This is a genomic window from uncultured Psychromonas sp., assembly GCF_947489755.1.
Taxonomy (GTDB): Bacteria; Pseudomonadota; Gammaproteobacteria; order Enterobacterales; family Psychromonadaceae; genus Psychromonas.
In genome coordinates, this window is sequence record NZ_CANLFB010000018.1 from 41,088 (window position 1) to 67,688 (window position 26,601).

Genomic DNA, 26,601 nt, shown 5'->3' on the forward strand with positions numbered 1-26,601 from the left:
TTTCGTCTTTGAGATTGACAGGTTACTGGCACTAAAAAAGAGAAGGTGCTGATGTCATGAGTTATCGACTACATATTAGCGAGACTCGCGATAAGAAAACAGATAAATCAACACCATTTCGCCACAAAATACAGTATGACTAACCGTCATCGACTATTTAACCTTACTTCTGTTTAACCAAAACCCAATTATATTTAAATCATAACGTTATTTTTTTACTATAAACTGCCGTTAGGGTTAAACAATTGAAGGTTTAAAAGTCGCTGATTCATGCGTTCGTTACTCTTTGTGGTTTTTGTAACCTTTATCAGTCACGCTTAATACAATTGCTCGTGGATCCTTTTGACACTTCGCAATGCCAGTTACTCTTTTTAAACGCATTAATTAATTGTATGTTACTTGAGTGAGTCATCTTCAGTTTAAACGCCTCGAAATTGCCAACTTTGCTTATCGTTAACTGAAGCCAAAGATTGTTTAACACTTAAATAACAGTAAACGTTGCTGTGCCGTCTTTGCAGAGGTTAGAATGCGCGCTTAATTCTTCCCTAAAGAGACACAATGGCAAATTTTAACGTTCACCTCAATACAGCCATCATTACCACCGGACTTGGTTCAGCGACTTTATTGTCCGCAGAACATATTGACCTTCAAAGTGCCCTTTGGCTATGGTTTTTAGGCACGATGGGTGGCCTATTACCTGATATTGATTCAGATAACTCCACATCATTAGACATGATTTTTAATTTATTTGCCCTCAGTGCCATGCTCATTGTGCTCAGTTTTATTACCACTAATTTATTAATCCAAATTAGCTTTGTTGAAATTATTCTACTGCCTTTCATAGTTTATTGTTTTATGAGGTACATAGTGAGACCTATCTTTGAGAAAATAACAGTGCATCGCGGCAGCTGTCATTCGTTATTCTTTCTATTGTTTGCTGCACTATTAACGACACAGGTAACCTGGCAACTTAGTGAGCAAGAAACACTAACATCAGCTACTTTTGCTTGGTTATCAGGTGGATTTATTCTATTTGGCGGATTGGTACATCTATTATTAGATGAAATATATAGTGTCGATTTAAGTAATATTAGAATTAAACGATCCTTTGGAACGGCATTAAAACTCGCTGACTTTAATAATAAATTGTTAACCTTGATAACAATAATAGCGATTGCTGGATTAGTTTATATTGCCCCGCCAACCAACGAGGTTATCCTTGCATTAAGTGATTGGTCTAAGTTTAAATTGTATGCGCTTAACTTTACCGTTTAAGTATTAAAAAAGTTTATACGATGAAACATCACTTGGATTCAGATCATAAGTGCATAACTTGAAGCAATAAAACCGTTAGCAACAAAAAAGCGAACCCAACTAGGTTCGCTTTTTTAATTATTGACGTGTTTACATAATGTTATAACGACGAATAAAATCTTATCAACCTTCAAATCAAAACAGTATTCATCAGTCATCAATAGTAAGTTAGCACGCTAAATTTTAGACTAATTCAGTCAGCATCTCATCGCTGTATTCTACTAGTTGTTCACCGTTTGTTACTTTACTAATGTAATCAGGGTTAGCAATGAGAGGACGCCCAATCGCAATTAAATCAAATTTGTCTGTTTCAATGGCGACTGTTGCACTGTCATAGTCATAACTACCAACACCCACTAATGTCCCAGTGTAATTAGCACGCAGATATTCAGATGTTGTTTTACCTTCTAGCGAATCAAATGTTAGGCTGTCATCGAAAATACCACCATGCACATAAGCAAGCTTTCTCTCTGCTAATTGTGGCAATAGATAATCAAATACCGCTTTATCACGCGCATCTTCAGTCATATTAAAGTACGCGCCCGGTGATAATCTAATTGACGTACGATCATTGCCTACTGCTGCAATCACTGCATCAACAATCTCTAATGCAAAACGCGCCATATTTTCAGGTGTTTGACCGTATTGGTCAGTACGTTCATTCGCTGCATAATGTAAGAACTGGTCAATTAAATAGCCATTTGCACCGTGAATTTCTACGCCATCAAACCCTGCTTCAATGGCATTTTCTGCCACTTTTGCAAAATCGGCGATTAATGATTTGATATCATCCAAAGTGGCTGGTTTAGGCGTAATGTAAGTTAATTCGCGCATACGTGGTACAGAGCCTTCAACACCAATAGCTGACGGTGCTAGTACATCGCCATCAAAAAAATGAGGATGTGCAACACGCCCTACATGCCAAAGTTGTGCAAATATTTTGCCTTTTTTTGCATGAACGGCTTCAGTGACTTTTTTCCAACCTTGTATTTGTTTTTGTGTAAATAACCCTGGCGTATTCGGATAACCTTGGGCATCAGGTCTGATTATGGTTGCTTCAGTAATGATTAAACCTGTATCAGCACGGCGTGCATAATAATCTACAGATGCTTGTGTTGGTACTAGATCTTCATCGCTCATACAGCGAGTTAACGGCGCCATTAATATACGGTTATTAAGGGTAATTGTGTCATTCAATTTAAATGGAGAAAGTAATGCGTTAGTCATTTTATAAATCCTTGATTGGTAAAAAATCAAATTGCTATATGGCCATTCATTCGGCTTATATTTATGTAACTAAGAATATGCAAGTGAGTCTATATAACTGAGTATAGGCAACTTAGTTTATATCTGAGGACTAAAATTTTTAATTCAAGGGTAAGCGTATCGATCGTTCAAGTTAAATTTATAAATTCTAACGCTTATGAGATTTATTGAGGTTTTCATCAGTTAAGCCTGACTGAGTTTCATCTTATAAACACAGTCAGAAAAAACACTTATGACTAAAAATAAAAAGGCAAAGTTTACAGTAACGACTTACCATCAAGCAGCGCCATTAAGTGGCACCATCAAGTTTCATTTCAATTATTTAAAGCGCATCACCAGTTCATGTAGATCGTCTGACACTTTTTTAAGATAAATAATAGAGCTATTTGAATCCGCAGTAATGGCTACATTGTCATCCGTCAGGGTTGAAATACTCACCACCTGGCGATTAATGTCTTCGGACACATGAGATTGCTGTTCAACCGCAGCTGCAATTTGAATCGACATATCAGAAATTTGACCAACAGAGGCTACAATGCCGTTGAGCATATCACCACTTTCTAACACTCTCTCTAAACCTTTGTCAGCTTCAACGGTGCCCTTTTCTACATTACGTACAGCTTCATTAGTTTTGTCTGTTAATAACTCAACAATGCCATAAATTTCACTCGTTGAATCTTGCGTATTTTTTGCTAAATTCCTGACTTCATCGGCAACAACTGCAAAACCTCTGCCGTATTCTCCTGCTCGAGCGGCTTCGATTGCTGCATTTAAAGCTAATAAGTTTGTTTGCTTAGCAATATTTTCGATCATGTTTGTTGCTGTTGCAATTAGTTTTGCTTGCTCAGAAACATCCACAACCGAACGGCTTATTGTTTGTACTGTCCCTCTTAGGTTATCAATTGATTGGCTAGTAACCTTAGATAGTTCCTCACCTTTAGTTGCAAGCTTGAAGGCTGTTTCAGCATGGTTTGCAGTATCCGTTACACGAGCAGACACTTCTGAAATAGTGGTCGTGATTTCATTCATTGCAGTCGCAACTTGAATTGTTTCAGATTGTTGTTGTTCTAAACTTGTTTTGGAGTGTTCGATAAGGACCGATGAGTTATACGTCCCCTTTGAAACCTTTGTCGCGGCATCTTCAATACGGCTAATAATAGTTATAAGGTGTGAATACTGACTGATAATAGCGACTTCTAAATTCCCTAACAGCCCTTTACTGTCAGTATAGGACTGTGCAGCTTGCTCATGCGAGAAATTACGTCTTAAGAGATGTGATAAATGAGAAAAAGTACGATGATTAGTGACACTCACCCAAACCGCATACAATAAGCTAGAGCAAGTCATTAAGCTAAATGAAAGAGTAGTAAAATCCATAGAAAAGCTTACTAATGATAACATCACCATAAGACTTATAAATACATTTGCAGTTGATACAGGTAATACTTTTTTAAGCCCTTTACCTGCATTGACTCTTGTATAAAGTTTTTCTGCTCGCTCTATATCACGTTGTTGAGGGAATGAACGTACCGATTCATAACCGATAATAACGCCATTTTCAGTAACCGGTGTTACGTATGCATCAACCCAATAATACTCGCCTTCTTTACAGCGGTTTTTAACAAGCCCCATCCAAGGTTTACCTGCTTTTAAATGATCCCACATGACAGAAAATACAGCTGAAGGCATATCTGGATGCCTGACTAAGTTATGAGGCTGACCTATTAATTCTTCACGTGAAAAGCCACTGATCTCTACGAAAGCATCATTACAATCAACGATATTACCTTTTGTATCAGTCACTGAAATAAGTTTAGTCTCTGGGGAAAACGTTTTTCTTTTATCGAGGACGGGTAGGTTTTGTCGCATTAAAATCAACCTTTAAATTAAGTAAAAATATAAAATATTTAATAAATAAATATTAACGTTCATAACCAATAAACCACAAAGGTATCTACACTGATTAGTGAAAAACGTAACGTATTTAATGTGTAATGTAATGACTTAAAGAAAAATAAATTAGATATATCTAAATGAGTAGTTAGAAATAAATTTTACAATAATTATTCCTATAAAACACGTTAAATTATTGTTAATTAAAATTTTATTTGATAAATATTTCTTGCGAGCTTGTCTTTGGATAATTTATCAGCGTAATAAGAGAGATGTTTGGAAGAAGTTTAATTAAATGATGACGTTACAATTAAAAATGTTTTTACATAATGTCCATTATTTTTTATTAGCTTTTAAATAAGGATATATTATTGATGTATATGTAAATTATAAAAATAAGTAACGTGATAAAGTCGATCAATAAATTCACTTATCATTTACGTTTATTATCCACTATTGAGGGAGTTACTCGCTTAATAGTGAATTTATTAAATTAATGATTAAAACAGATTAGAAAATAGAACATTCTGTTTTAGACGTTAGTGCTTCAAGGACTTTCATTCCTTTATAAGAATTTCCTTTAGCATTTAACTTTGGACTCCAGACAGCAATACAGAACTTCCCTGGATGGATAGCAACGATACCACCGCCAACACCACTTTTACCAGGCAACCCGACTTTAAAGGCAAAATCCCCCGCTTCATCATAAAATCCGCACATCAACATAACTGAGTTAATACGTTTGGCTCGTGTTGAACTAATAACCCTTTGATTTGTTATTGGGTTAACGCCAGCTGACGCAAGAAACATAAACGATTGGGTTAATTCTTTACAGGTCATTTCAATTGAACAAAGATAGAAGTATAAATCTAATACAACATCTACATCATTATGAATATTTCCAAAATCTTTCATTAAATTAACCAAAGCAGAATTTCTATAGCCACATTTTTTCTCTGATTCAGCAACTTGTGTAGAGTAATTGATGCTATCAATACCTGATGATTCTCGAATAAATGCCAACAAATCTTGTTTTGGGTTCTCCAAACAGGTGACTAAAATATCGCAAATGACAATCGCACCTGCATTAATAAACGGATTGCGAGGTATTCCTTTTTCATACTCCAATTGCACTAAAGAATTGAAAGCTGAGCCTGATGGTTCAACACCAACGCGATCCCATAACTCTCCTCCCATGATTTTCAACGCCAGCGTTAATGACAATACTTTAGCCACACTCTGAATCGAGAAGGGTTCGTTTGAGTCACCAAAAGCATAATGTTGATTATCAAGAGTACTTAAATGAATCCCTAATTTAGCAGGGTTAACTTTGCCTAACTCAGGTATGTAGGTAGCTATCTTTCCGATATTGTCAGCCTCTGTAAATTCAGCAGTAATTTCTAACAATATCTTTTGATAATCAATGGTATTTATCATTTATTATAGATTCCTAAATAGACAGTATTATTTTTAAAAAGACAGGTCAAAACATCATATAGTACGTTGACATAATGAAGGCATAAACAATTAAACACGTTATAAAAATGATGTAAACATGTGATTAGTACCTTATAACTTAATAGTATGACAAGGTAGGTAATGGGCGCGTTAAAGTTGTTAGAAAGCTAATCACAGTCACATAAAAAAATGTCTAAATTGACTTATACTAATCATACAACATTTACTTTGTAACCTTAAAATACACAATAAAAATTTTGTTGTAACGAGGCTATTGTGATTAAAAGCAACACGACAGCCATTCACTTAACATTCATAGTTTTTTTATTAACCATTGATTTAAAAGCTAAAATACTTGAATTCGTTTACCAACTTTGCATCTTAAAGTATCATAGTAAACTAATTAATTCATTTCACTTATAAGGTACTTCATGATCGTATTAAACCAACAAGGTGAATTGATTGAGTTAGATACAGGGTTTCGTTTTTCAGATGCCTTGTTCTCGCTGTTAAACTTTGTTAAAAACCCCAGCCCTGATGATGCTTTACGTTGCACAAACGAACTACAAGTCGAACTCTTTTATCGTGACATCATGAATTATGCATTTGTTGATTCTCATAATCAGCACCTTGCTGATGGACGTTTCGATTTAGCGGCGAAAAATCTAAATGCAATTAACAACTTATCATTGGATCATTTAACTGGATTAAAAAATAAAGAGTTTTTAGAGCGTAAGTTGTTAAGTTTAGAAAATGAGGTCTACCATGGAAAACTCGACGATTTCTCTATGATCATGTGCGACTTAGATCGTTTTAAAACCATTAATGATGAATTTGGTCATTCAGTGGGAGATGATACGTTATCACTTTTTGGTGCCCTATTAAGCGAAACATTACGACCATCCGATTTTGGTTATCGATATGGCGGTGAAGAGTTTTTGATTTTACTGCCTAACACTAATTTAGAAAATGCGGTATTAGTAGCAGAAAGGCTGCGTTCTGTAATTAACGAACGTTTACAAATAGGAAACTACGGCCTTAACCAAGTTACCGCTTATGACCTAGAAAAATCAAAGATGTTATCTGAAGATACAAATATTAATGATGCTTTTTTCTTGGCGAGAGATGTAACTTGTAGTTTTGGTGTCGCTAATTATCTAGAACATGATCAATCAGCAGAAGCCCTTTTTGATGCTGCAGATGCTAATTTATATATCGCTAAACAAAATGGTCGAAACAGAGTCTCAGCGTAACTAATTTATATGACTTCCCCTCTCCAATGTCGCCGAATAAATTCACTAATAGCATGATACTGATTACCTCCTACTTGCTATCTCGTTGCTATAACTCATTGCTACTGGTCATAATAATTAAACATAATTTATCTTATTTGAGTTTAAGTAAGCTTAGTCTTGGATAAGCAAAGCGAATCAGCGTTGTTATTTCTGTAGTCTATCCCTCTCTATGTACACCACCACCGTACACGACGTTTCTAATAACTTGTTATTGATAGAAGAATTACTTTGAATACCACAGAACTTACTGCATAAACGATTAAAAAATATGACTGATTGATTTGAAGTTGAATTACACTTCGATTGACTGAAATAGGTCATTTTACTTATAAACCTGATAGAGCATGAATGTTTAGGGCATCAATGATGTCTTTTGAAAACAATATTAGTTTAAAATTCAGTGCTCTATAGAGTCGATTACGCCTTAGCCAAACAGATCACGATTTAATTAACTCAAGGTAGTATAAATAAGCTAAAATACACGGCTATTATTTTTAGCTTTGAGCCTTTTATATTAATGACCTCTGATACAACAAATATGACAATTGACGCGACTGCTGCCAACTTTACTGAACTTGGCCTCATTTCACCTTTATTATCTCGATTAACTGAACTTGAATACCTTCAAGCTACACCCATTCAAGCACAAGCTATTCCCAATATATTAGCCGGTCGTGATTTAATTGCAGGGGCGAATACTGGCTCAGGTAAAACGGCGGCATTTGCGTTGCCTATTTTACAACAACTTTCTTTATATTCTGCTACGAACAAGAAGTTTGCGAATAAAGCGGGTGAAGGTAATTATGTTTCTAGTTTAATTTTAGTGCCAACACGTGAGCTTGCAAAACAAGTCGCTGATAGCATTAAATCATATGCAGTACATTTTAATGGGGCAATCAAAACAGTTGCCGTGTTTGGTGGTGTATCAGCAAATACTCAAATGCTCGCATTACGTGGCGGCACTGATATTTTAGTCGCTACTCCGGGCCGATTACTTGATTTAATTTCGAGTAATGCTATTAAACTCGATAAAGTAAAAACCTTAGTACTAGATGAAGCTGATCGTATGTTAAGCCTTGGCTTTACTGAAGAACTATCTTCACTTCTTGCTTTATTACCCGCTAAAAAACAAACCTTATTGTTTTCAGCGACCTTCCCTGAGCAAGTAAAAACGTTAACCGAAGCATTACTTAACGATCCGATAGAAATTCAATTGCAAAGTGCTGATTCAAGTACGTTAGTACAGCGTGCTTTCACGGTTAATAAAGGTCAAAAAACAGCCCTTCTGGCGCATTTGATTAAATTACATCAATGGCAGCAAGCCTTGATTTTTGTCAACGCGAAAAACAGTTGTAATCACTTAGCTGATAAACTAGCTAAACGAGGAATAACCGCTGAAGTATTTCATGGAGATAAAGGCCAAGGTGCACGTACTCGTGTACTCGATGCTTTTAAAGCTGGTGAGATTCAAGTACTGATCGCGACTGATATCGCAGCGCGTGGATTAGATATCGATAAACTACCCGTTGTTATTAACTTTGACTTACCAAGAAGTCCGTCAGATTATATGCATCGTATTGGCCGAAGTGGTCGTGCTGGTGAAGTTGGTTTAGCAATATCTATCATCGACCATGAAGACTACCATCATTTCAATGTGATTGAGAAAAAGAACAAACTACGCCTTGAAAGAGAGCAAGTACCTGGTTTTGAAACCGTCGAATTTGTAAAAGATGTCTTTGCTGCTGCCGATAAGCCGATGGCTAAGCCTGAAGGTACAGGTAAGAAAAAGAAGAAAAAACAACCACAAATTAATGCTGACATTTGGTTAGGGAATGCTTAGTTAAGAAATATTTAGTTAGGAAATAGTGACTTAAATACTGACTTAAACATGAATTAATAACGAACAAGTTGGGCCTATGTTAAGGTTAAAAACTTGTTCGTTATTAAGTGTATAGAGACTTCTAGCTTCTCAATCAATTTATCAATTCTGAATTTTATCTCTTAATCTTTTAATAACTCGTAATAAATAACATACAACTCTTTAATGCCTGGATAGATTTCCTGTATTACCTGTTTAAGTGCTAATAAACTCATATTCTCTTGTTTTGCATGCATTTCTGATAAGTCGCTAAATAAAATAGGTTGCACAGACTTTATTTTTAATGAACAAAACCAGCGATTTTCCTCATAGGTTGAGACCTGAACAATGCTCTCAGGCAGATAATTTTTTTCCGTTTCATCTCTTATGGTTAATATTTTTTTAGCAGATAAAATATCAGCTTCAAATCGTTCAAAAAACGTCATCGTTGTATGATTCAAAATAGCTTCCTATTGTTTTACATCTTGTTTTATATCCTAATTTAGCCCCCTGATTAAACATCCACGACGGACTATGGGCAACCCCAGGCAATGAGTAACGCGTATAATACCGTTTTAAAATCGTAATATACGCATTACTCATTAAGCAGTAAAAATCAAGACGTTCTGTAATGCGCTAAAATTCTACCTAAGTTTTCAGTACCATTTGATAAGTTTTTAGTGCCTAACGATGATTGATGTGCAAAATCACGAATAGAATTAGATTGATCTCTAACGCCACTTAGTTCTGATGAAATATTGTTTACAACAGTACTCTGTTCTTCTGATGAAGTTGCAATTTGGAATGTCATTTCGATAACCGCTTGTGAAGATTCAGCGATTGAATTGATGTCCGTTCCTATTTCTTTTATCAACATAGTACTTGCCTGTGCCTGTTCAACAGTATTGTTAGTGATATTGGCAATGTTATTGGTTTCAGATTGTAAATTGCTGATCATTGTTTGAATCTCAACCGTTGCAGCTTGAGTACGACCTGCTAATGTCCTGACTTCATCAGCAACAACAGCAAAACCTCGTCCCATCTCTCCAGCACGAGCCGCTTCAATTGCCGCATTGAGTGCTAACAGGTTTGTTTGATCGGAAATAGAGTTGATTGTCGTAATAACTTCATCGATTTGTGTTGCATTCACTTTCAATGTGGCCACTGACTGAGATGTTTCTTCAATATAATTAGATAGTTGTTGTATCTCACTTATCACTAACTGAACACGATTATCACTTTGTTTAATATGCTCAGAGTTTTGTTCGACATGTTTTGAAGCACCTTGTGAAATGTTAGTCACTTCTAAAGATGAAGCCGTCATTTCTTCCATTGCTGTTGCCACAGAATCCAATGAAGTATATTGCTGGTTAATTTGTTGTTCACTTTGTTTGCTGTGGTCAGCAATCTCAGATGAAGTATTATGAAGCATTAACGCATTTTCTTTGACCGTATCAACCAGCTCAGAAAGTGTATCCATTGCTTTATCAAGTGAAGCACCAATAGTACCAAACTCATCACGACCTTCGATAAAACCGAGGCGAGACGTTAAGTCCCCTTTTATGATTTTTAGAGTCGTGTCCCATAATACCCATAAAGCACCGCTAATGAAGGTAGCTGTCCAATAAAGTACTAATCCAATAGGTAATATCCACAGCAACGATAAACCCAGTGAATACAATGCTTGTTGCTTTTTTTCTTGTTCATCAGAAGCAACAGATTGCATAAGTGAAGCATATTGCTGTGATTTGGTTTGAATAACGGCTGTAACTTGATCATTTTGTCGGTGAGAGCTTCGATCATGAGATGTTAATTTTACTCCCATCGTCGATAGCTTATCTGTCTGGTTAGTCAATTCTAATGCTTGTACTATTCCTGTTAATCTCTGCTCAACAGAAGTCATTGACTCTGCTTCTATTTGTTTTAACGTATTCTGGTAACTATTGAGAGATACAGCACTCAAAATAACAAGCACGAACCCAAAAATCACCCAAAATTTATCGTAGAGTGACATTTTAATAAATAACTTATCGATATTTCTAAACTGAACTTCTTTCATCATATTTCCATATATTAGTTTGATATTGTATATCGGCGAGTAAGCAGTGATTATGTGAAGTAAATTTAACGCATTGATTAATCAGTTAAAATTAAATTTTTTATGCTTTAACTGATTTAGTTTAGTAAACAAAGCACATCTAAAGTGTGACTTAAATCACTTTAATAAAATTAATCAACATTACCTCTTACTAGGTAACAAAATATGTGGTTATTAACGTAATAATTGGAATATATATTGACTGATTTTTACTTTGTAACCTTACGATAAAAGTTTCAGCTGTAACGACAATGCAAGTAGAAAAGTATGAAAGTATGAAAGTAACTAGAAGAGTATAAAGCAGATTAATAGATACGATCTGCATTGTTAGTCTTTGAATTTAATCGAATTTAAAAGCCGAGGTATTTAGTTTAATGCAGTGTATATGTTTAGCTATCATCATATTAAGTAACTGAAAGGTTTAATAAAGGCAAATCAATTGTGATTCGCCTTTATTAAAGTAGCTCCCCTTACGAGGGGAGAGTAACTATATAATAGCGTTTACTTAGTAGGTCGAGATGGCAGCACTGCTTTTAGTTCCGCCTCTGTTACGTCTAAATCTTTCGCTGCAGCAGAAATGTCTAGAGCTCTGCCACCATTATCCATAATTGCATGTTGAAATTTATGTAATGAGACACCTAGCGTATCCGCTGCTTTTGTAAAATCAGGCCTTGGTCCACCGTGACCACCTTTACCGCTATTAGCAGCTCCAATACCCTGCGCGGCTGTCGTAGAGAAATTGTTTTTAGCAACAACACCACTTAAACAACTTGGAAGATTTGGGAAAGTAGTTGATGCATGATAATGATAAGCGCCTTCAGGATTATCTACCGTTGCACTTATATGTCCGTTACAGCTATCTAAATCTGTTGGTATTACACCATTTTGATCAACACTACCGTAAATTGGAAAGCCATCAAATGCGTAAGCAAACATCGCACTGGCCTTTTGTTCTAGTCCACAATCGGCTTGAACATGCTCATGGTCATATACTGTTTTAATATCAGTCGCCGTTGCATGCCAATGATACCAACCACCAGGGTCAACATGACCACCACAAGTATCTAGAGCAGGCATATGCCCAGTATCTAAAACTGAGGGTGCATCTGCAAATATAGGCACTCCATCTAGCGCTAATCCGACTTTTGCTACAGTTCCTAAGTCCGTTGTCTGTTCAGCCTTTACAGGGGTTAAAGGTAATAACACGGTAATTTCAACGGTTTTATCGACAGAGGCTTCTAGACAAGCGTTTTTATCAGTAGGCCTTGTCGTTCGAATATCTGTAATATGCCCTTTACCCGACTCTTTATCATAAAATTGATACCCCAATTCACTCAGCATGGTTAAGAACTTTTCATTAATTCGATAAAGACCAGCCATTTCACCATCCCAATCCCAAATGCCACCTTCATCTTTTACAGTCGTTGCACAAAAAGGACCTATTTCTAAATTGTCTGGCTGATATTTAACAACGAATTTTCCACACATCGTAGTGGTACCATTCTCTAATGTACATTCAACCGTTTCAGGTGCTTTTATTAAAGCATCTTTACTAATACGTTGAATGTCCAGATCGGCAAGAGCCGAACTTAAAGGGATTGTCATTCCAATAAAACCTGCAAATAAAGTGCAAGCTTTCTTGTTGATAAGTTTCATTTTATTTATTCCTTGGTGTGCATAAAAATCATAATTTTCGATGATAATATTGATTCATATTGTCTATTTATCTGTTAAAAACAATGGTTTTATAGGAACAAAATGAATCATGCTTTCAATGTCTTAGTGATACTTTTGTCACTATAAATAAATTAAGGTTAAGTATAGGTTAAAATTTATAAATACATTTCTTGAGCGTTTTTATTATATTGCTTACAATGACGCACTTTTATTTACTACAGGCAACAAACATGAACGACACTAAATCGAAACCAGCTCTACCAGATCGCTTTTCAGGCAACCCACGTAGCCCGCACCACATAGCAGAAATTTTTGAATACGAAGTTGGTATTCGTTTTAATGGTAAAGAACGTTTCGATGTTGAAGAATATTGTATTAGTGAAGGTTGGGTAAAAGTAGCGGCACATAAAGCGTTAGATCGCCGAGGAAACCCACTTCTAGTCACTAAAAAAGGCACTGTAGAGGCTTTTTACCGTTAGAAATTATTTTCTTTTGATGGTCATTATTAATAAAAAAGGTGCTGTATTACAGCACCTTTTTAGTTTGAAATATGGTTAACAATCAAAGGATAAATAAAAGCTAATTTCTATTGTGGTGGCCCACCCTCACTACCGGGCCCGAGATCGGTGTCGGTATCAGTCTCGGTATCACAAGAAGCAAAAGAATTATCAGGGAGCTCCCCTTTAAATCGAGGCCCCATTTGATAAGGGAAAGAAGGCGATAATGACCCCTCGTCATCTTCTGTTAAGGTAATATGATAATGGTAGCCTTTGCCATCACCAGTATCATGTCCATTATGCTCATCAAGTACAGCACCTGTGACTTCTTCTTTTGCATAATAGTAATCTTCATAATAGTAACCATCATCGGCGGCAATGGTATTATCTGATAATGTTGTAACATCTTCACCAATATCAGGGCCATCCGAATCTGCATCAACCACACCCGCATCAACATCATATTCGTCAACTAACACGCATGTACGTTGTCCTTCGCTATCACAACCACCTTCAGATTCTGAAGCGCCATAATCACGCGTTTTCCAGCCACTGATGGCTAATTCACCATCGCTTTCATAAGGTCCATATAATGGATATCCGTCAGCAGAAAAGCCATAAATGGGAGAATGATCATCACCATTATCATCTAATAAAGTCGCTAAACAACTGGTATATTGGTGATGATGATATGTACCACTTGCTGCGTGCCCACCACAAATATCAACATCATATTGCTCAGCAACTGGTGCTAAATTATACCATTGATTAGTAGCATAACTCATGCCATCACCCCAGTTAAAGATAGCAACACCGTTTACCATTAATCCCACTGTGTTCAACCCTGTTTCACACACCTGATCATCATCTGATATATCAGTTGGTGTTACTGGTAAATATGCTTCAACATTTTGTTCAAATGGGCAACCTGGTCCAGGAGGCCAATACCCAGCCCCACCTGTATCATCACAATACTCAGAGCTACTGTTATATCCAATATCTTGACCAAACAGGACAATGTCACCAGCAGCTGCCGTTGTATAACCATCAGCAAAATCGGTATCTGCTTTAGGACGATCATCTAACGTTTCAATCATATCAGAGGTCATCGTCACATCGTATTTAGGGATGCCTTTGGCTAAAACATAAGTATATTCTACATCGTCAACGGTGACAGTTTCCGTTGATTGCACATCTTCAACTACGCCAACACCATCATCATCGGTAATATACGTAGAGGTAGTGGTATTATTAATAATCCATGTAGAGTCTTCATCGCTGTCATCTAAAACAGTAATGCTAACACTATCTGTCACCGCAGTATTTTCACCATCGTCCACACTTACCTGAAATATTAACTCGCTTTCTTCATCTACGTCAGGTGCGGTAAAAGTAGGATTATAGCTACCTGTATCTGACAAAGTGACTGTGGTACCAGATGTTTGAGACCAGGTCACTGTTACGTCATCATCATCTGTAACCGTTAAATCTAATGTTACTGTTTCAGTTTCAGAAACCGTTTGATCTTCACCCGCATCGACAACGGGTGATGAATTATCTGTTGTTGTGCTCTCTTCAACACTCGTATCATCAGAATCTGTGCTGCTATCAGTTGAATCAGACGAAGAGTCTCCACAACCTGCTAATCCAAGTATTAAGCAGATACTTATTATTACTTTTAAACTATCCTTGTTTTTCATTTCTTAAGCCTCTCATCATAATATTTAACTAATCTATAACAACAATGTGCAGTGAATGTGCAACAGTTAAAAATTAATTAAATAAATAGGCTTCAAAAAATAATGACAATTAGTTTATTGAAGTAGGTTAACTTATTAGAATTATTAAGAAATTAGCTAACTAAGCTAATTTTAGTATTTAAAATATAAAAAGTTATTTCACAGGGAAGCTTTCAAATTTGTAGGTAATAAAAGGAGTTTTATCTTTATCAACATATAAAGTAGATAACACCTTTTTATCGTGTGCAACCCAATACATGTGACCGTGATTATTTAAGGTAACTGAAACGGTATTAATGCCGTTTTTAAATAACGATTGATTTATATGGATATGTTTACCATAAATGCGTTGAATTTTAATACCGTTAACATAAAGGTGAGCATGTCCCTCAACAAACCCAGATTTCTTATTGATACTGGCTTTCATTAGTTCCATCATCGATGAAACGCCTTCCGGTGGGGGTATAAGCGTATAGCGTTGTAATTGCAATGTTAGGTTATAACCAGACATTGCATCTTTTACGAGATGTAAGCTCAAAGCAGGTGTCGCGATATTATCAGGAACGTTAATAGGCAAGTGAGAATGATCCATAATCACTTCTTTTGCCATTACATTAAAAGCATTAAAAAATAATAAAGTAAAAAGGTAAATAATTTTCATAAGGTGATCTCATTAAAACTAAAAAATACAAACGTGTTTTACAAAAAAATAAATGCGATGAGCATATATTCAGCAGATCACTTTTTCTATCTATTTAAGTTATACACTTATGATTTTAATCTAAGGGGTTATTAAATATGTATTATTTTACTTTTTCAATATTCTGTATGGCTTTAACAGCTGAATAAGTTGATACGCCATAAGGCACAAAGTAGGTCAATATAATCTGAAAGAATCGACTCATGTCTAAGTCCATTAGTAAAAGTGCACTGCCATGATTTATTAGCGCAAGTAATGTTCCTACAAACAATGCAACTTTCAAGGCTGGTTTTACGACTTTCGAAGTGAGGGCTATATCTAGAAATCCGGGAGCTTGCTTCGTCATGATAGTGGGTCCTAATTATTGAATATTACAGAATAATACACAAAATATTCCAACCGGATAGCTTTCTTCTTATATTTATAAATCTTAGAAATGAATAAAACTGAGAGACAAACATGTTTATATTCAAAATAGTGAATATAAAATCTGGCTATAAAATAAAAATTAACGGTATAAAAGAAGTGGGGAGTTTAGGGTAGCCAATACCCCCTACCGCTTATTTAGAATTAATTATTGGCAATAACTCACTAACTAACCTCAGTTCCGGATAAGAAAAGCGATACAACACCACTATTTGAGCGAATTTCTTCGTTAAATTATTTCCCAATAACCAGTTATTGCTTCCACAATTTGCCTTGAACTACGCACAACTAGCAGTATTGAATAATAAACTTTTATAACTATATGATTTCAAATAACCTTTCGCTTCCGTTAACCAGAATTGAGGTTAAATAACTTACTTTCATTTGAGGCGCTAAATTAGCGCATAACCTAAACCAGCAATAAAAAAGGCAAGGATGAGTTGTACAGCAATACTTATACCTGCCAGTACAAAGCCAGTCACAGTATTAACTTTGAACAGCCAAGAAAAGAAAATACCCGTAATAATGAAGGCAATAACACTAGGAAATACTCCTTCCCCAATTAATAATGCCGTTAATATATTCGCTATAATTGAAAGAATAACAGCGATGATGCAAACACCTATCGTAGCACCTTCAATTTTTAAAATGTTAGCACTAATTTTTATGGGGATCGCCGTAAAGATAAAAAGAACGATAAGAATAATTAAAATATCCATATTTAACCTTATTTAAAGAGATAGACAAAAACTAACATCATATAACCAATGTGATTGATAAGTCATTATTATCACAAAAAAAACAATAAAAAATAAACGAAAGCATGATGGGAATTTGAAGATTAGCGCCGTTAATGGATTGTCGGAGAATTAACTAAAAGATCTTATCCCTTAAATGTAGAAATGAAATGCCTTAACGAAAATTATAACGAAGAAGTCAGTTTTTTAGCCAGTGAATAAATCTGCTAATTAGAGTGGTTTGCATAAAGACTTAAATAATTTCAGTTCTGGATAAGTAAAGCGATAAAAAAACGCTATTTTCGTGAATTTCTAAGTTAAATTATCTCTCGATAGCAGTTATTACTTCAATAATTAGCCTTGAACTACGCAAAACTAACGGTACTGACTAGTCACATAATATAACCTTATGACTTTAAATATAATGTCGTTTTCACTAACCAGAATTGAGGTTAAATACAAATGAAAAAAACCGAATCGTAAAGATTCGGTTTTCAGCCTATTTTTATTAAAGTTACTTATTAATAAATAATGTTAATAAAGTGTTAAACCTGCAAATTGTAATGCACTGTATCCACCCAAAGTACCAACGGGACGAATATCTACATTCAACTCACCTTCAAACTCAATATCTACTTTCATTCTTTTCCAAGCATAACCAGAAGATAATTCTATAAATTCACTTTGATCATTAATGATAACTTCTATTGTAGCGATTTGAGATGTCCAAGCCCCAGCGGAAAAGTATAATGATGCAATATTGATTTGAGAATCACCACTTTGTAATTTCAACATAATGCCGTTTTCTTCATTCCATTGCATAAATTTATACCCTGCGTAGCTGCTGCCATTTTGGTTAATAAAGTTATAGTTATTGCTATAAGTTTTGCTATCACCATAAAATGATAAATCTATTACGCTTGCATCTGAAAAATCAACATTTCCAGTTTGAATACTATGCGTTACAAACTCTATATCAGTAACGTCAACCGATGTACTGATCCCTGTATCAACAGAAAGTAATGAAGCATATTGTATAGGCTCTTCGTTTTCTTCGTTTTCAAGAAGTATCGGATCGTTAAGCACAATACCTGCAAACATTAATGAACTATATCCTCCTTGATCAGTGTCAGTGGTTATCATGACAGGTGCAGTTCCATCAAGCATTATCTCGACAGAAATATATTGCCACGCATATCCCCTCGGTAATGAAATATTTTGCTCTTTGTCACCGACAGTAACCACAACGGATGAACTTTCATTACTCCAAACACCCGCTTGCATATATAAGGTTGCAGTTTGCATGCTTCCGATAGATTGTAAATCAAACGTTAGTTTATTATTACTGTTAAACCCCATGTGAACATAACCATTAACTAATTCGTCACCATTTTTTTGAAAAATAAAATAGTCACGATCATATTCTTTAACACTTCCACTCTCGGCATAAAATTCAGCATTCTCGATACTGCTGTCACTGTATGATTCATTATAGGTTTCATCGCTTTTGAATGAATAAAGCTTTTTGTCACCCAGTTCGATAGTAGTTGGTTTACTAATAAACTCGTGTGAAATGGTTATATCTGTATAAGTGTATTCCTCAGTAGATACTTTATCTGGCGTTCTAGGCGTAATGACTTCTACTTCATCCTCACCAATAACCGCTAGACAAGATTCTTCAGATGGACTCAGCCCTGCTTGATTATACGCAACGATACGATAACAATATGTTTCGTCGATGATAACGTCAGAATCAGTATAGGTACTCGTATTAGCAGAAAGTGTTGAAATAGTTTCAAATAATTCATTTTCTAAAAGACGCTTTTCGATCATAAAACCGTCTTCATTTGAAGAGCTGTCTAACCAGGATACTTGTAAGGTTTCTGCAAATACAGAGCTACTGATTAAGACAGATGAAGCGATAACAAGTACTTTTCTTTTTATACCAATAGATTTTTTATTCATTTTTCCTCCACTAAATTATCACTTTTTTTCTGCTATATTGCATAGATGTAAAGTGGAGGAAGATAATAAATATCGCCTCGGCAACTCCGCTACCATAGACATTAAACAGTCGACAGGCCGGTGGTTTTGCGTGATAAAGTTTCCCTTATCTTGCCTTTTTCTAGCTATAACATGCAAACAATTAAATGATATATTTTTTATATTTGATTTTATAAAAATTTAAATAACTACCCCTAAAAAGGTAGTTTAGAAATGTTCATTTGTAAAATTAATTGTTCAATAAATTTACAAATAAAAAATAAATTATTTAATACAATGATTTAACAGAAAGTAATGATAAATAAAAATTTATTGGCATTATGAAATAGAGAGGAAAATGCAGTGAACTAATAAATCATCAGTGACATTAAACTAAAAATATATGTTGCTTCGCCACTAAAATGATGAGCTATAACGTTATTTTTAAGCTTTACGAGAGCGTAAATTAATAAAACACATTAAATGAAATAGACGTTTAAAGATAAAAGTCATAAACACTCTACCTTTAATTTAGTAATAAATTTAATAATTAATTGTTAACAATTAACCAAGTGATACACTACCTACTTGTGGTTACTTAATTTAATAAATCATTATATTATATAACGAGCAACATATACTTTTTACTCATCGCTATGTTTTAAATAGCGATGATCTAAGTACTTATATTTATAAGTACTAATACTCTTAACTTATTTTGTTTTATTAAGGCTATTATGCGTTCACTTTCTATAAAAAACCGATTAATACTTAGCATTTTACTGGCAGTTTTTGTCTCGACAGGTGTCATTTCTGTAGTCTCACAGATGAAATCTCGTGAGTTATTGTTAAGCCGATTAGAAAATTCAGAACTACCAAGTTTAGTTCAACGAGTCTCACAAACCGTAGACGGTGAAGTTTCAGAGATGAAAGCGATCACGAAGGCTATCGCTAATAACCCTTTTATCTACAGATTAATTGATAATAATGATTCAGATGAAACAGATCGTTTACTAACACAATACCTAACTGGCATAGCAAAAAATAATGCGTTAAGTAATGCATCTTATATTGAACGAGACTCTGCTAAATATTGGAATCAAGATGGGTTTCTTCGTGCATTAAAAGATGATGATCATGATGCATGGTATTACAAATTCAAGAATAGTGGTTTAGCAGAATCTGCGAGCACTTATACTGAAAGTGATGGCACCATTAATGTTTTCGTTAATTACCAACAAGTTAATGGTCGCGGTTCATCAGGAGTGTCAAGAACATTTGGTGATATTGCAAACTTATTACGTCAATTTAAAATAGAAAAAACTGGATTTGTTTACCTAGCAAATCAAGATGGTTTAGTGAAAGTACACAAAAATCGTGATTTTGCAGAGTCTAAAAATGTAAGTGATATTTACCCTGAATTAGATAAACAAGCATTGTTTTCACGTCAACCATTTGCTTTTCAACAAGTTGGTGACTATGTGATATCAACTAGTTATATTGAAAGCTTAGGTTGGTATATCATTGCTGAGGTCCCAAAATCAGAGCTATATGCACAGCTCAATGAATCTCGTAATAATATGATCATCATCTTCATTGTTATTCTTATTATATTTGTTGGGCTTAGTGTCATACTTGCCAACCAACTCGTATTACCGATCAAAAAAATGGCAAACAACTTCCGAGTATTAGGCGAAGGTGAAGGTGATCTAACGAGTAAAGTAGATGAAAATGGTGCTTATGAAATTGCGGAGTTAGCCAAAGGGTTTAATGCATTTGTAGAGAACATTCGCACTGTCGTGCAAGATGTTAAGGACACGTCTTCAAATATTAAAGAAGCATCTGAAAGTGTCTATCAAGATGCGAACATATCAAAGCTTTCACTTGATAAACAACGCGATGAAGCACATCAAGTTTCTGTTGCTATTAATGAGATGGGCAGCACTATTGCTGAAATTGCTAATAATGCGGCTGTAGCAGCACAAACAACCAACGAAGCAACGAACATGACCTCTCAAGCACAATTAGTTGTGAATGAATCAACCCAAACAATCAGTCACATGGCAGATGATATGGAACATGTTTCATCTAATATTGAAATATTAGCGAAACGTAGTGATTCAATTAGTAGCGTACTTGATGTTATACGTGGTATTTCTGATCAGACAAATCTACTCGCACTTAATGCGGCGATTGAAGCAGCACGAGCAGGTGAATATGGCCGAGGTTTTGCAGTCGTAGCAGATGAAGTAAGAAACCTTGCGAAGAAAACCCATGACTCAACAGATGAAATTCATAAAATGATTACTGAACTTCAAGATGGTTCAAAAATGGCGGTTGATTCGGTACATAAAAGTCGTAAGCAAGCCATTTTGGGACTGGACGCAGCACAAAAAACCAATGTTGCGTTAAATGATATCGTTCAAAACGTTCAACATATATCAGATTTAAACACGCAAATAGCAACAGCAACGGAAGAACAATCAGCCGTGATTAATGAAATTAACGTTCATGTAGTTAATATTAGTGACCGAACGGAAGAAAGTGCTGAAGCCTCTAAGAGTATTGAGTCTTCAACTGACTTGTTGAAATCAATGGCATCAAGTTTAGATAACTTAGTGAACCGTTTTAAATCTTAATGCTAAAAAACTAACTGCTATTTAGCTAAAAAAAAGCTTTGTTAATTATCGACTTAAACTTGATTTCTATGCCGATAATATACAAAGCTTTTACATTACGTATTTTTCTTATTTGCTCATTAATGGCTTATTGATCCATCCCCCTTGATCGCTACACATTAATCACTTATGGCCCTTTTAATTCTAATGTTGTTAACAAAAACTATTTACGTTTTTCAGTTAAGAACAAGAAAACACCTAATGACGTTAATAGTAGTGCAGTACTCATTATAATTGCCACTGGATAATAAAGATTGCCAGCTAAATCTAGCTGACTGTATTTAATCACCATGATCAACCCTTCTAATGCTAAAGCGACGCACACGGTACCAATGAAACGCGGTAATGTACCCCGCAACGTTTCTATCGCATCTTTTTTATTATCGTCCTCAGGTTCAGAATATTCTTTATGGATAATTAACGCTAGTTCAAAAACGGCTAATGCGATAATAGCCGTGTTAATTCCCTTTAATAAAAGCTCAGTAAGATCAACTTGGTTAATAATGCCATCTACAATATGTTGAAATAAAGAAAAAATAATCGCTGCCGCGAGTCCAAAAAAGATAATAGTAAGTACTTTTGAGAAGAAATTTCTCATAAATGTAGCCATCGTAATGTTCATTGTATCCTCTAATAAAACATGAAATGTAAGTTAAGATTAATATACGTGAAAAGTATTTATTCAGATCTTGATTAATTTTATCTTCACACTTATTGGTCTTTCATTAATATTTTAAATTGGTTTGTCATTAATATTTTGATATTAAAAAATAACTTGCTGCTGGTCTGTATGACTCATCCCTTATTTTTATCGAACAGAAAGAGCATTAATCAGACACTTGCTTAATTTTGACGTGTGATTAGTAGATAGGTTCATATTAAGCATTTAGTCAGGCAGTAGTTGCTACTTAATAAATCAATCTGCGATATATTGAAGAGGATTCAATACATCGATTTTAGAGATAAAAAATGGAAAGAGTGAATGTTATTTTCATTTTTATAGGGACGGCTTGTAACGACAGGTAGTATGTTTAATGATAAACCTAACATTCACTATTGGCTCGCTAACGTCAGTCTTAATAATACCAATCACGCTAATTAATCGATCAATTTTAATTGGCAGATTCAAGCTTGTTAACATAACTTTTTTTGCGTTGTAAATTTCGTAAAAGGAAAAAACATGAATGAATTATCCTTTTTTAATTAATTCACCGACAGACAATTAGCGAAGTTAATCTTCGAAAGGCCTTAACTTACACTTTAAACTAAGTCATTTTTCCTGCGCAAAACTTAGGCTACTTATTTTACGTAATTGGTATTAACGTATTTGGCATAAATAGACATAATGTAAAGTAAGGTACTTTCAAACAATGTAAAACGGCTTAAAAATAGCTTATTGAAGCTCTAAGATCTCTTACCCACTTATACCACCTTCGGTTAATTTAGTTGGATCTAACAACACCATCAACTCTTCTTTTGATAGATCGGTATGTTCATTGGCAACTTCTATGATGGGACGCCCTTCTGCATAAGCAATTTTTGCAATTTTTGCCGCTTTTTCATAACCAATAACTGGGTTTAATGCGGTGACTAAAATAGGATTCCTGGTTAATGTTTCTTTTAATTTTTGTTCATTAACAGTAAACGTTTTAATCGCTTTGTCAGCTAATAAAATGCTCACATTAGCTAATAACTCAATACTAGACAGTAAATTATTAGCCACTAATGGCAACATAACATTTAATTCAAAATTACCTGATTGCCCCGCAACCGTAATCGCAGCATCGTTACCTATCACTTGTGCACCAACCATTGCTGCAGCTTCTGCTATTACTGGGTTAACTTTACCAGGCATGATAGAAGAACCAGGTTGGAGAGCCTCTAACTCTATTTCCCCCAAACCTGCTAAAGGTCCAGAGTTCATCCATCGTAAATCATTCGAAATTTTAATAATAGAAACAGCGGTTGCTTTTAATTGCCCTGACAATGAAACGGCAATATCTTGAGTGCCAATATGCGTAAAAAAGTTATCTGCAGGCGTAAAATGAATACCTGTCATGGTAGATAAATTTTGATTAAAAATATCAGCAAATTTTGGATCTGCATTAATGCTAGTCCCCACCGCAGTTCCACCTTGTGCCAAACTTTGAATGCTTGTTTGTAATGCTTCTAAATGCGCTATATTAAGCTCTATTTGTGAAGCCCAACCATTGAGACTTTGACTTAAGCGAATTGGCATTGCATCCATTAAATGCGTTCGCCCCGTTTTAATATGATGATGTACACTTTCTGCTTTGATACGAGTGGTACTCGCTAGTCGTTGTAATGAAGGGATTAATTTTTCATGTAATGCTAATGAGGCACTCACATGAATAGTAGTCGGTATCACATCATTACTGCTTTGACTGCAATTAATGTGATCATTAGCTCCTACTTTTTCTCCATAGATGCCACTAGCAATGTTTGCTAACACTTCATTTGCGTTCATGTTAGTGCTCGTGCCTGAGCCAGTTTGGTAAATATCAACCGGGAAATGTGTCATTAATTGAGGATCATTGAGTAATTGTTTGACGGCTTGTTCAATGGCATCCCCCATTTTTGGTGGTATTTGACCTAATGTAACGTTGGTTTTTGCTGCGGCAACTTTAATTAATAATAGGGATTTTATAAATGACTTGGGTAATTGATTACCACTGATTGGGAAGTTGTTGATTGCACGTTGTGTTTGAGCGCCATACAGCGCTTCAGATGCGACTTCTAGCTCGCCCATACTGTCATGTTCAATACGCATTTTTTTCATTTTAATGGTCTCTTATGGCAATGTTTCGATAATATCGTTTTATTACTTTATAGCTTTAATAAGACTAAACATGGTTCATTAAATTCAACCTAGTTAATTAAATACAAACTCAATCAGCCAAAAAATTACAGATGGTTATTTTAAATTTAAAACTTTATAGGCTATATAATAAAGACTGATTAATCATTTTAAGCTCAATAAACAAGCCCTTAACTTGTTCAGCACTGTCTTCATCATCCACTAACCGCTGCAATGTAAATAATGGTTTATTAATATGATCTAAGCATTGAAGACGCCAATGCATGGGAATACTTTGATCTGATAATGTCACCAATAGCAACTCGAATTGTGCTAGTAAACAGGCTCTTTGTTTAGCTTTAGTGACTATACATTGCTTATGTTCACCGTCACTGTGATTGTGATTGTCGATATGAGTATTAAAATCAGTGCTGAGAAAATGTGAGAAAAGTAATGGATTATCTGCTTCTTCTGCATATCTAATCTTTCTACGAAGTACGTCCATTTTAGAGACTCCTTTACGATTAATAGCTGTCTATTCATGCAGTCAAATAAGTTACTTAACGATTAATGCATAATAGATGTTTTATTACTTTCACTGTAAAACAAGGCTTGTTCACAAATTTTTCGTTGTTTATCACTTAACTGCAAGCCGTTCTTCCAGTAGCCGAGTGTTAATGCAATGCGAAATTCTTTGCAAATTTCATGAGGTAAATTTAAAGACAATTGTTCAAACAAACTTAATCACCCTATGCTTTATTTTCTGATAATGTTTCATATTTTCTCCCCTTAGATAAATGATTAACAAAACACTAATGCAATTGATTATCATTTGCAAATGTTTTTTAGTTAACTACATCAGGGTTAAAAAAAATGGCAATAATAGTGTGAGAGTTAGAGTCGTTACATGAAATTAAAGATAAAATATCAAAAGATGCATTAAGCAATAAAATTGAACGTAAAGTTGGAGCAGTAGTTAATGGGTTAGGGTTAGGTTTAGCTTTGAAAGCTTAAGTAAGAGGTGAAAAAACGTCACCTCTTATATTAAAATATTATGCTTCTAATGCCATTGCAGCCATTTTCATCGTACTTTCAAAAGATTCACAGCCAGCAATAAATAGGCCGTTATGACAAAACATTGCATCATCAATGCCAGTGACATCTTTAAGCGCTTGATCAGACAGTCCAGCCCAAGGAGTAGGTAAAGACTTTCTATCTTCAAATGAACCAGGCTCAACAGGAACTGTTTGAATTCTCCATTGCCCTGTTGATGAAGGATAAACCATATACAGTGCTTCTTTAGATAAAGCATGTACTGTTCTTTTCCAAGGGATGTATTTTTCTAACACAATCACTCTTGCATCTTCAGCGTTATCAATAGCGGCTGCAACTATTGTTTTAGCACTAATACCGCCACTAGCAGAAGCAATAAAACGAGCTAATACTCGTGATGCAAATTCAACGGCTTCATCAAAACATGTATCAAAATGACTGTCTTCTTGCCAAGTCGGATTAAACATTGAAATAGTTTGACTCAAGCTAATACCCTGAGCAACGCCTTCAACATGTCCGCAATCAATCGCATCAATGGTAGACACTAAGCCTGAATCAATAGATTTCGCGACGTCTTCGTTCCCTTCACAGATCTCAACACCATATTTCTGCCAAATAAGGCCAAATGATGAATATGGAATACCGTTTTCGCGCTGACCAGCTCCACCACGTTGATGATGATCAAAACGTCCTGCATCAGCGTCGTATATTCCACCAACATCGATCACTAGATCTGCTTTATTAATCACTTCTAAATCACGAGTACGTATTAGATTAATAGAAGGAAAAATATTTTTAAGAGCCGCGATGCTAAAAACATCATCAGCATGAAAATTACCGTTATGCGTTGCTATAGTTGTTTGAGTCATTTTTTATATCATTTTAGAAAGAGATAAGAAGTAGTCATGAATGTTGATTGATGGTTTTTAAATAAATAAAAATTACAAAGTGGATTCTATACTATGATGGCCAACAAAAACAGGCAGCACGATTAATCAATAAAGATGCTTTAAATAAGCCATCAATTTAACGGTTATTGGAATAATTATTTATTCAAATAACCGGGGAAGTAACTAGTATCTCCTGCATCGGCTTATAAACCTTCATTCAA

The 26,601-nt window shown here is 35.0% G+C and carries 21 protein-coding genes and 1 riboswitch; of the genes, 5 read left to right on the forward strand and 16 right to left on the reverse strand.

Annotated features, from left to right (window positions below):
• The first annotated feature begins 558 nt into the window (after positions 1 to 558).
• Positions 559 to 1,275 carry a metal-dependent hydrolase gene (locus Q0794_RS11440; protein ID WP_298941999.1) on the forward strand — a complete coding sequence of 239 codons (717 nt, stop codon included), beginning with the start codon at positions 559 to 561 and terminating at the stop codon, positions 1,273 to 1,275.
• 222 nt (positions 1,276 to 1,497) lie between these two features.
• Here Q0794_RS11440 and Q0794_RS11445 read toward each other — a convergent pair whose 3' ends face one another.
• The 3 genes from Q0794_RS11445 to Q0794_RS11455 form a co-directional block, all read right to left on the reverse strand.
• A complete protein-coding gene (locus Q0794_RS11445) occupies positions 1,498 to 2,541 on the reverse strand; it encodes an alkene reductase (protein WP_298942001.1) in 1,044 nt (347 codons plus the stop codon).
• A 357-nt stretch (positions 2,542 to 2,898) separates the two neighbouring features.
• Positions 2,899 to 4,449: a PAS domain-containing methyl-accepting chemotaxis protein gene (locus Q0794_RS11450; protein WP_298942003.1), complete on the reverse strand. Its 1,551-nt coding sequence runs from the start codon at positions 4,447 to 4,449 to the stop codon at positions 2,899 to 2,901.
• Positions 4,450 to 4,983: 534 nt separating this feature from the next.
• Positions 4,984 to 5,907 (reverse strand): glutaminase, encoded by a 924-nt coding sequence (locus Q0794_RS11455; protein ID WP_298942074.1) that lies wholly within the window; start codon positions 5,905 to 5,907, stop codon positions 4,984 to 4,986.
• 455 nt (positions 5,908 to 6,362) lie between these two features.
• Between Q0794_RS11455 and Q0794_RS11460 the strand changes: the two genes are divergently transcribed.
• Positions 6,363 to 7,184, forward strand: coding sequence for a GGDEF domain-containing protein (locus Q0794_RS11460; RefSeq protein WP_298942004.1), 822 nt, complete (start codon positions 6,363 to 6,365; stop codon positions 7,182 to 7,184).
• A gap of 580 nt (positions 7,185 to 7,764) precedes the next feature.
• Positions 7,765 to 9,066 (forward strand): DEAD/DEAH box helicase, encoded by a 1,302-nt coding sequence (locus Q0794_RS11465; RefSeq protein ID WP_298942006.1) that lies wholly within the window; start codon positions 7,765 to 7,767, stop codon positions 9,064 to 9,066.
• A gap of 161 nt (positions 9,067 to 9,227) precedes the next feature.
• Here Q0794_RS11465 and yqfB read toward each other — a convergent pair whose 3' ends face one another.
• From yqfB to Q0794_RS11480, 3 genes are all read right to left on the reverse strand, one after another.
• Positions 9,228 to 9,530: a N(4)-acetylcytidine aminohydrolase gene (gene yqfB, locus Q0794_RS11470; RefSeq protein WP_298942076.1), complete on the reverse strand. Its 303-nt coding sequence runs from the start codon at positions 9,528 to 9,530 to the stop codon at positions 9,228 to 9,230.
• Between the two features lie 170 nt (positions 9,531 to 9,700).
• Positions 9,701 to 11,143, reverse strand: a complete 1,443-nt coding sequence (locus Q0794_RS11475) for a methyl-accepting chemotaxis protein (RefSeq protein ID WP_298942008.1) — start codon at positions 11,141 to 11,143, stop codon at positions 9,701 to 9,703.
• Between the two features lie 540 nt (positions 11,144 to 11,683).
• Positions 11,684 to 12,838 carry a YHYH protein gene (locus Q0794_RS11480; protein ID WP_298942010.1) on the reverse strand — a complete coding sequence of 385 codons (1,155 nt, stop codon included), beginning with the start codon at positions 12,836 to 12,838 and terminating at the stop codon, positions 11,684 to 11,686.
• 251 nt (positions 12,839 to 13,089) lie between these two features.
• On the opposite strand from Q0794_RS11480, the gene Q0794_RS11485 reads away from it, so the two are divergent.
• Positions 13,090 to 13,338 carry a DUF3297 family protein gene (locus tag Q0794_RS11485; protein WP_160061461.1) on the forward strand — a complete coding sequence of 83 codons (249 nt, stop codon included), beginning with the start codon at positions 13,090 to 13,092 and terminating at the stop codon, positions 13,336 to 13,338.
• Positions 13,339 to 13,445: 107 nt separating this feature from the next.
• On the opposite strand, the gene Q0794_RS11490 is transcribed toward Q0794_RS11485, so the two are convergent.
• From Q0794_RS11490 to Q0794_RS11510, 5 genes are all read right to left on the reverse strand, one after another.
• Positions 13,446 to 15,056 (reverse strand): YHYH protein, encoded by a 1,611-nt coding sequence (locus Q0794_RS11490; protein WP_298942013.1) that lies wholly within the window; start codon positions 15,054 to 15,056, stop codon positions 13,446 to 13,448.
• Positions 15,057 to 15,249: 193 nt separating this feature from the next.
• Positions 15,250 to 15,756: a hypothetical protein gene (locus Q0794_RS11495; protein WP_298942015.1), complete on the reverse strand. Its 507-nt coding sequence runs from the start codon at positions 15,754 to 15,756 to the stop codon at positions 15,250 to 15,252.
• A 142-nt stretch (positions 15,757 to 15,898) separates the two neighbouring features.
• On the reverse strand, positions 15,899 to 16,141 hold the full coding sequence (nrtS, locus tag Q0794_RS11500; protein ID WP_298942017.1) for a nitrate/nitrite transporter NrtS: 243 nt from the start codon (positions 16,139 to 16,141) through the stop codon (positions 15,899 to 15,901).
• A 472-nt stretch (positions 16,142 to 16,613) separates the two neighbouring features.
• Positions 16,614 to 16,940: a hypothetical protein gene (locus Q0794_RS11505; protein WP_298942019.1), complete on the reverse strand. Its 327-nt coding sequence runs from the start codon at positions 16,938 to 16,940 to the stop codon at positions 16,614 to 16,616.
• A 552-nt stretch (positions 16,941 to 17,492) separates the two neighbouring features.
• Positions 17,493 to 18,923: a fibronectin type III domain-containing protein gene (locus Q0794_RS11510; RefSeq protein WP_298942021.1), complete on the reverse strand. Its 1,431-nt coding sequence runs from the start codon at positions 18,921 to 18,923 to the stop codon at positions 17,493 to 17,495.
• 76 nt (positions 18,924 to 18,999) lie between these two features.
• Positions 19,000 to 19,088: riboswitch (cyclic di-GMP riboswitch) on the reverse strand.
• 680 nt (positions 19,089 to 19,768) lie between these two features.
• Between Q0794_RS11510 and Q0794_RS11515 the strand changes: the two genes are divergently transcribed.
• Complete coding sequence (locus tag Q0794_RS11515; RefSeq protein WP_298942022.1) at positions 19,769 to 21,580, forward strand: methyl-accepting chemotaxis protein; 1,812 nt, start codon at positions 19,769 to 19,771, stop codon at positions 21,578 to 21,580.
• Positions 21,581 to 21,782: 202 nt separating this feature from the next.
• On the opposite strand, the gene Q0794_RS11520 is transcribed toward Q0794_RS11515, so the two are convergent.
• From Q0794_RS11520 to Q0794_RS11535, 5 genes are all read right to left on the reverse strand, one after another.
• A complete protein-coding gene (locus tag Q0794_RS11520) occupies positions 21,783 to 22,229 on the reverse strand; it encodes a hypothetical protein (RefSeq protein ID WP_298942024.1) in 447 nt (148 codons plus the stop codon).
• Positions 22,230 to 23,033: 804 nt separating this feature from the next.
• Complete coding sequence (locus tag Q0794_RS11525) at positions 23,034 to 24,419, reverse strand: class II fumarate hydratase (RefSeq protein ID WP_298942025.1); 1,386 nt, start codon at positions 24,417 to 24,419, stop codon at positions 23,034 to 23,036.
• Positions 24,420 to 24,573: 154 nt separating this feature from the next.
• Positions 24,574 to 24,942 (reverse strand): hypothetical protein, encoded by a 369-nt coding sequence (locus Q0794_RS11530; protein WP_298942026.1) that lies wholly within the window; start codon positions 24,940 to 24,942, stop codon positions 24,574 to 24,576.
• Positions 24,943 to 25,004: 62 nt separating this feature from the next.
• Positions 25,005 to 25,175 (reverse strand): DUF1315 family protein, encoded by a 171-nt coding sequence (locus Q0794_RS18290; RefSeq protein WP_366522544.1) that lies wholly within the window; start codon positions 25,173 to 25,175, stop codon positions 25,005 to 25,007.
• Between the two features lie 314 nt (positions 25,176 to 25,489).
• Entirely contained in the window at positions 25,490 to 26,359 is an 870-nt protein-coding gene (locus Q0794_RS11535; RefSeq protein ID WP_298942028.1) for an MYG1 family protein, read from the reverse strand.
• Positions 26,360 to 26,601: the final 242 nt, after the last annotated feature.

Excerpts from the sequence above, each read along its gene's own strand:
- Q0794_RS11440 (WP_298941999.1), top strand. The coding sequence starts at position 559 with ATGGCAAATTTTAACGTTCACCTCAATACAGCCATCATTACCACCGGA.
- Q0794_RS11445 (WP_298942001.1), bottom strand. The coding sequence starts at position 2,541 with ATGACTAACGCATTACTTTCTCCATTTAAATTGAATGACACAATTACC.
- Q0794_RS11450 (WP_298942003.1), bottom strand. The coding sequence starts at position 4,449 with ATGCGACAAAACCTACCCGTCCTCGATAAAAGAAAAACGTTTTCCCCA.
- Q0794_RS11460 (WP_298942004.1), top strand. The coding sequence starts at position 6,363 with ATGATCGTATTAAACCAACAAGGTGAATTGATTGAGTTAGATACAGGG.
- Q0794_RS11465 (WP_298942006.1), top strand. The coding sequence starts at position 7,765 with ATGACAATTGACGCGACTGCTGCCAACTTTACTGAACTTGGCCTCATT.
- yqfB (WP_298942076.1), bottom strand. The coding sequence starts at position 9,530 with ATGACGTTTTTTGAACGATTTGAAGCTGATATTTTATCTGCTAAAAAA.
- Q0794_RS11475 (WP_298942008.1), bottom strand. The coding sequence starts at position 11,143 with ATGAAAGAAGTTCAGTTTAGAAATATCGATAAGTTATTTATTAAAATG.
- Q0794_RS11480 (WP_298942010.1), bottom strand. The coding sequence starts at position 12,838 with ATGAAACTTATCAACAAGAAAGCTTGCACTTTATTTGCAGGTTTTATT.
- Q0794_RS11485 (WP_160061461.1), top strand. The coding sequence starts at position 13,090 with ATGAACGACACTAAATCGAAACCAGCTCTACCAGATCGCTTTTCAGGC.
- Q0794_RS11490 (WP_298942013.1), bottom strand. The coding sequence starts at position 15,056 with ATGAAAAACAAGGATAGTTTAAAAGTAATAATAAGTATCTGCTTAATA.
- Q0794_RS11495 (WP_298942015.1), bottom strand. The coding sequence starts at position 15,756 with ATGAAAATTATTTACCTTTTTACTTTATTATTTTTTAATGCTTTTAAT.
- nrtS (WP_298942017.1), bottom strand. The coding sequence starts at position 16,141 with ATGACGAAGCAAGCTCCCGGATTTCTAGATATAGCCCTCACTTCGAAA.
- Q0794_RS11505 (WP_298942019.1), bottom strand. The coding sequence starts at position 16,940 with ATGGATATTTTAATTATTCTTATCGTTCTTTTTATCTTTACGGCGATC.
- Q0794_RS11510 (WP_298942021.1), bottom strand. The coding sequence starts at position 18,923 with ATGAATAAAAAATCTATTGGTATAAAAAGAAAAGTACTTGTTATCGCT.
- Q0794_RS11515 (WP_298942022.1), top strand. The coding sequence starts at position 19,769 with ATGAAATCTCGTGAGTTATTGTTAAGCCGATTAGAAAATTCAGAACTA.
- Q0794_RS11520 (WP_298942024.1), bottom strand. The coding sequence starts at position 22,229 with ATGGCTACATTTATGAGAAATTTCTTCTCAAAAGTACTTACTATTATC.
- Q0794_RS11525 (WP_298942025.1), bottom strand. The coding sequence starts at position 24,419 with ATGAAAAAAATGCGTATTGAACATGACAGTATGGGCGAGCTAGAAGTC.
- Q0794_RS11530 (WP_298942026.1), bottom strand. The coding sequence starts at position 24,942 with ATGGACGTACTTCGTAGAAAGATTAGATATGCAGAAGAAGCAGATAAT.
- Q0794_RS11535 (WP_298942028.1), bottom strand. The coding sequence starts at position 26,359 with ATGACTCAAACAACTATAGCAACGCATAACGGTAATTTTCATGCTGAT.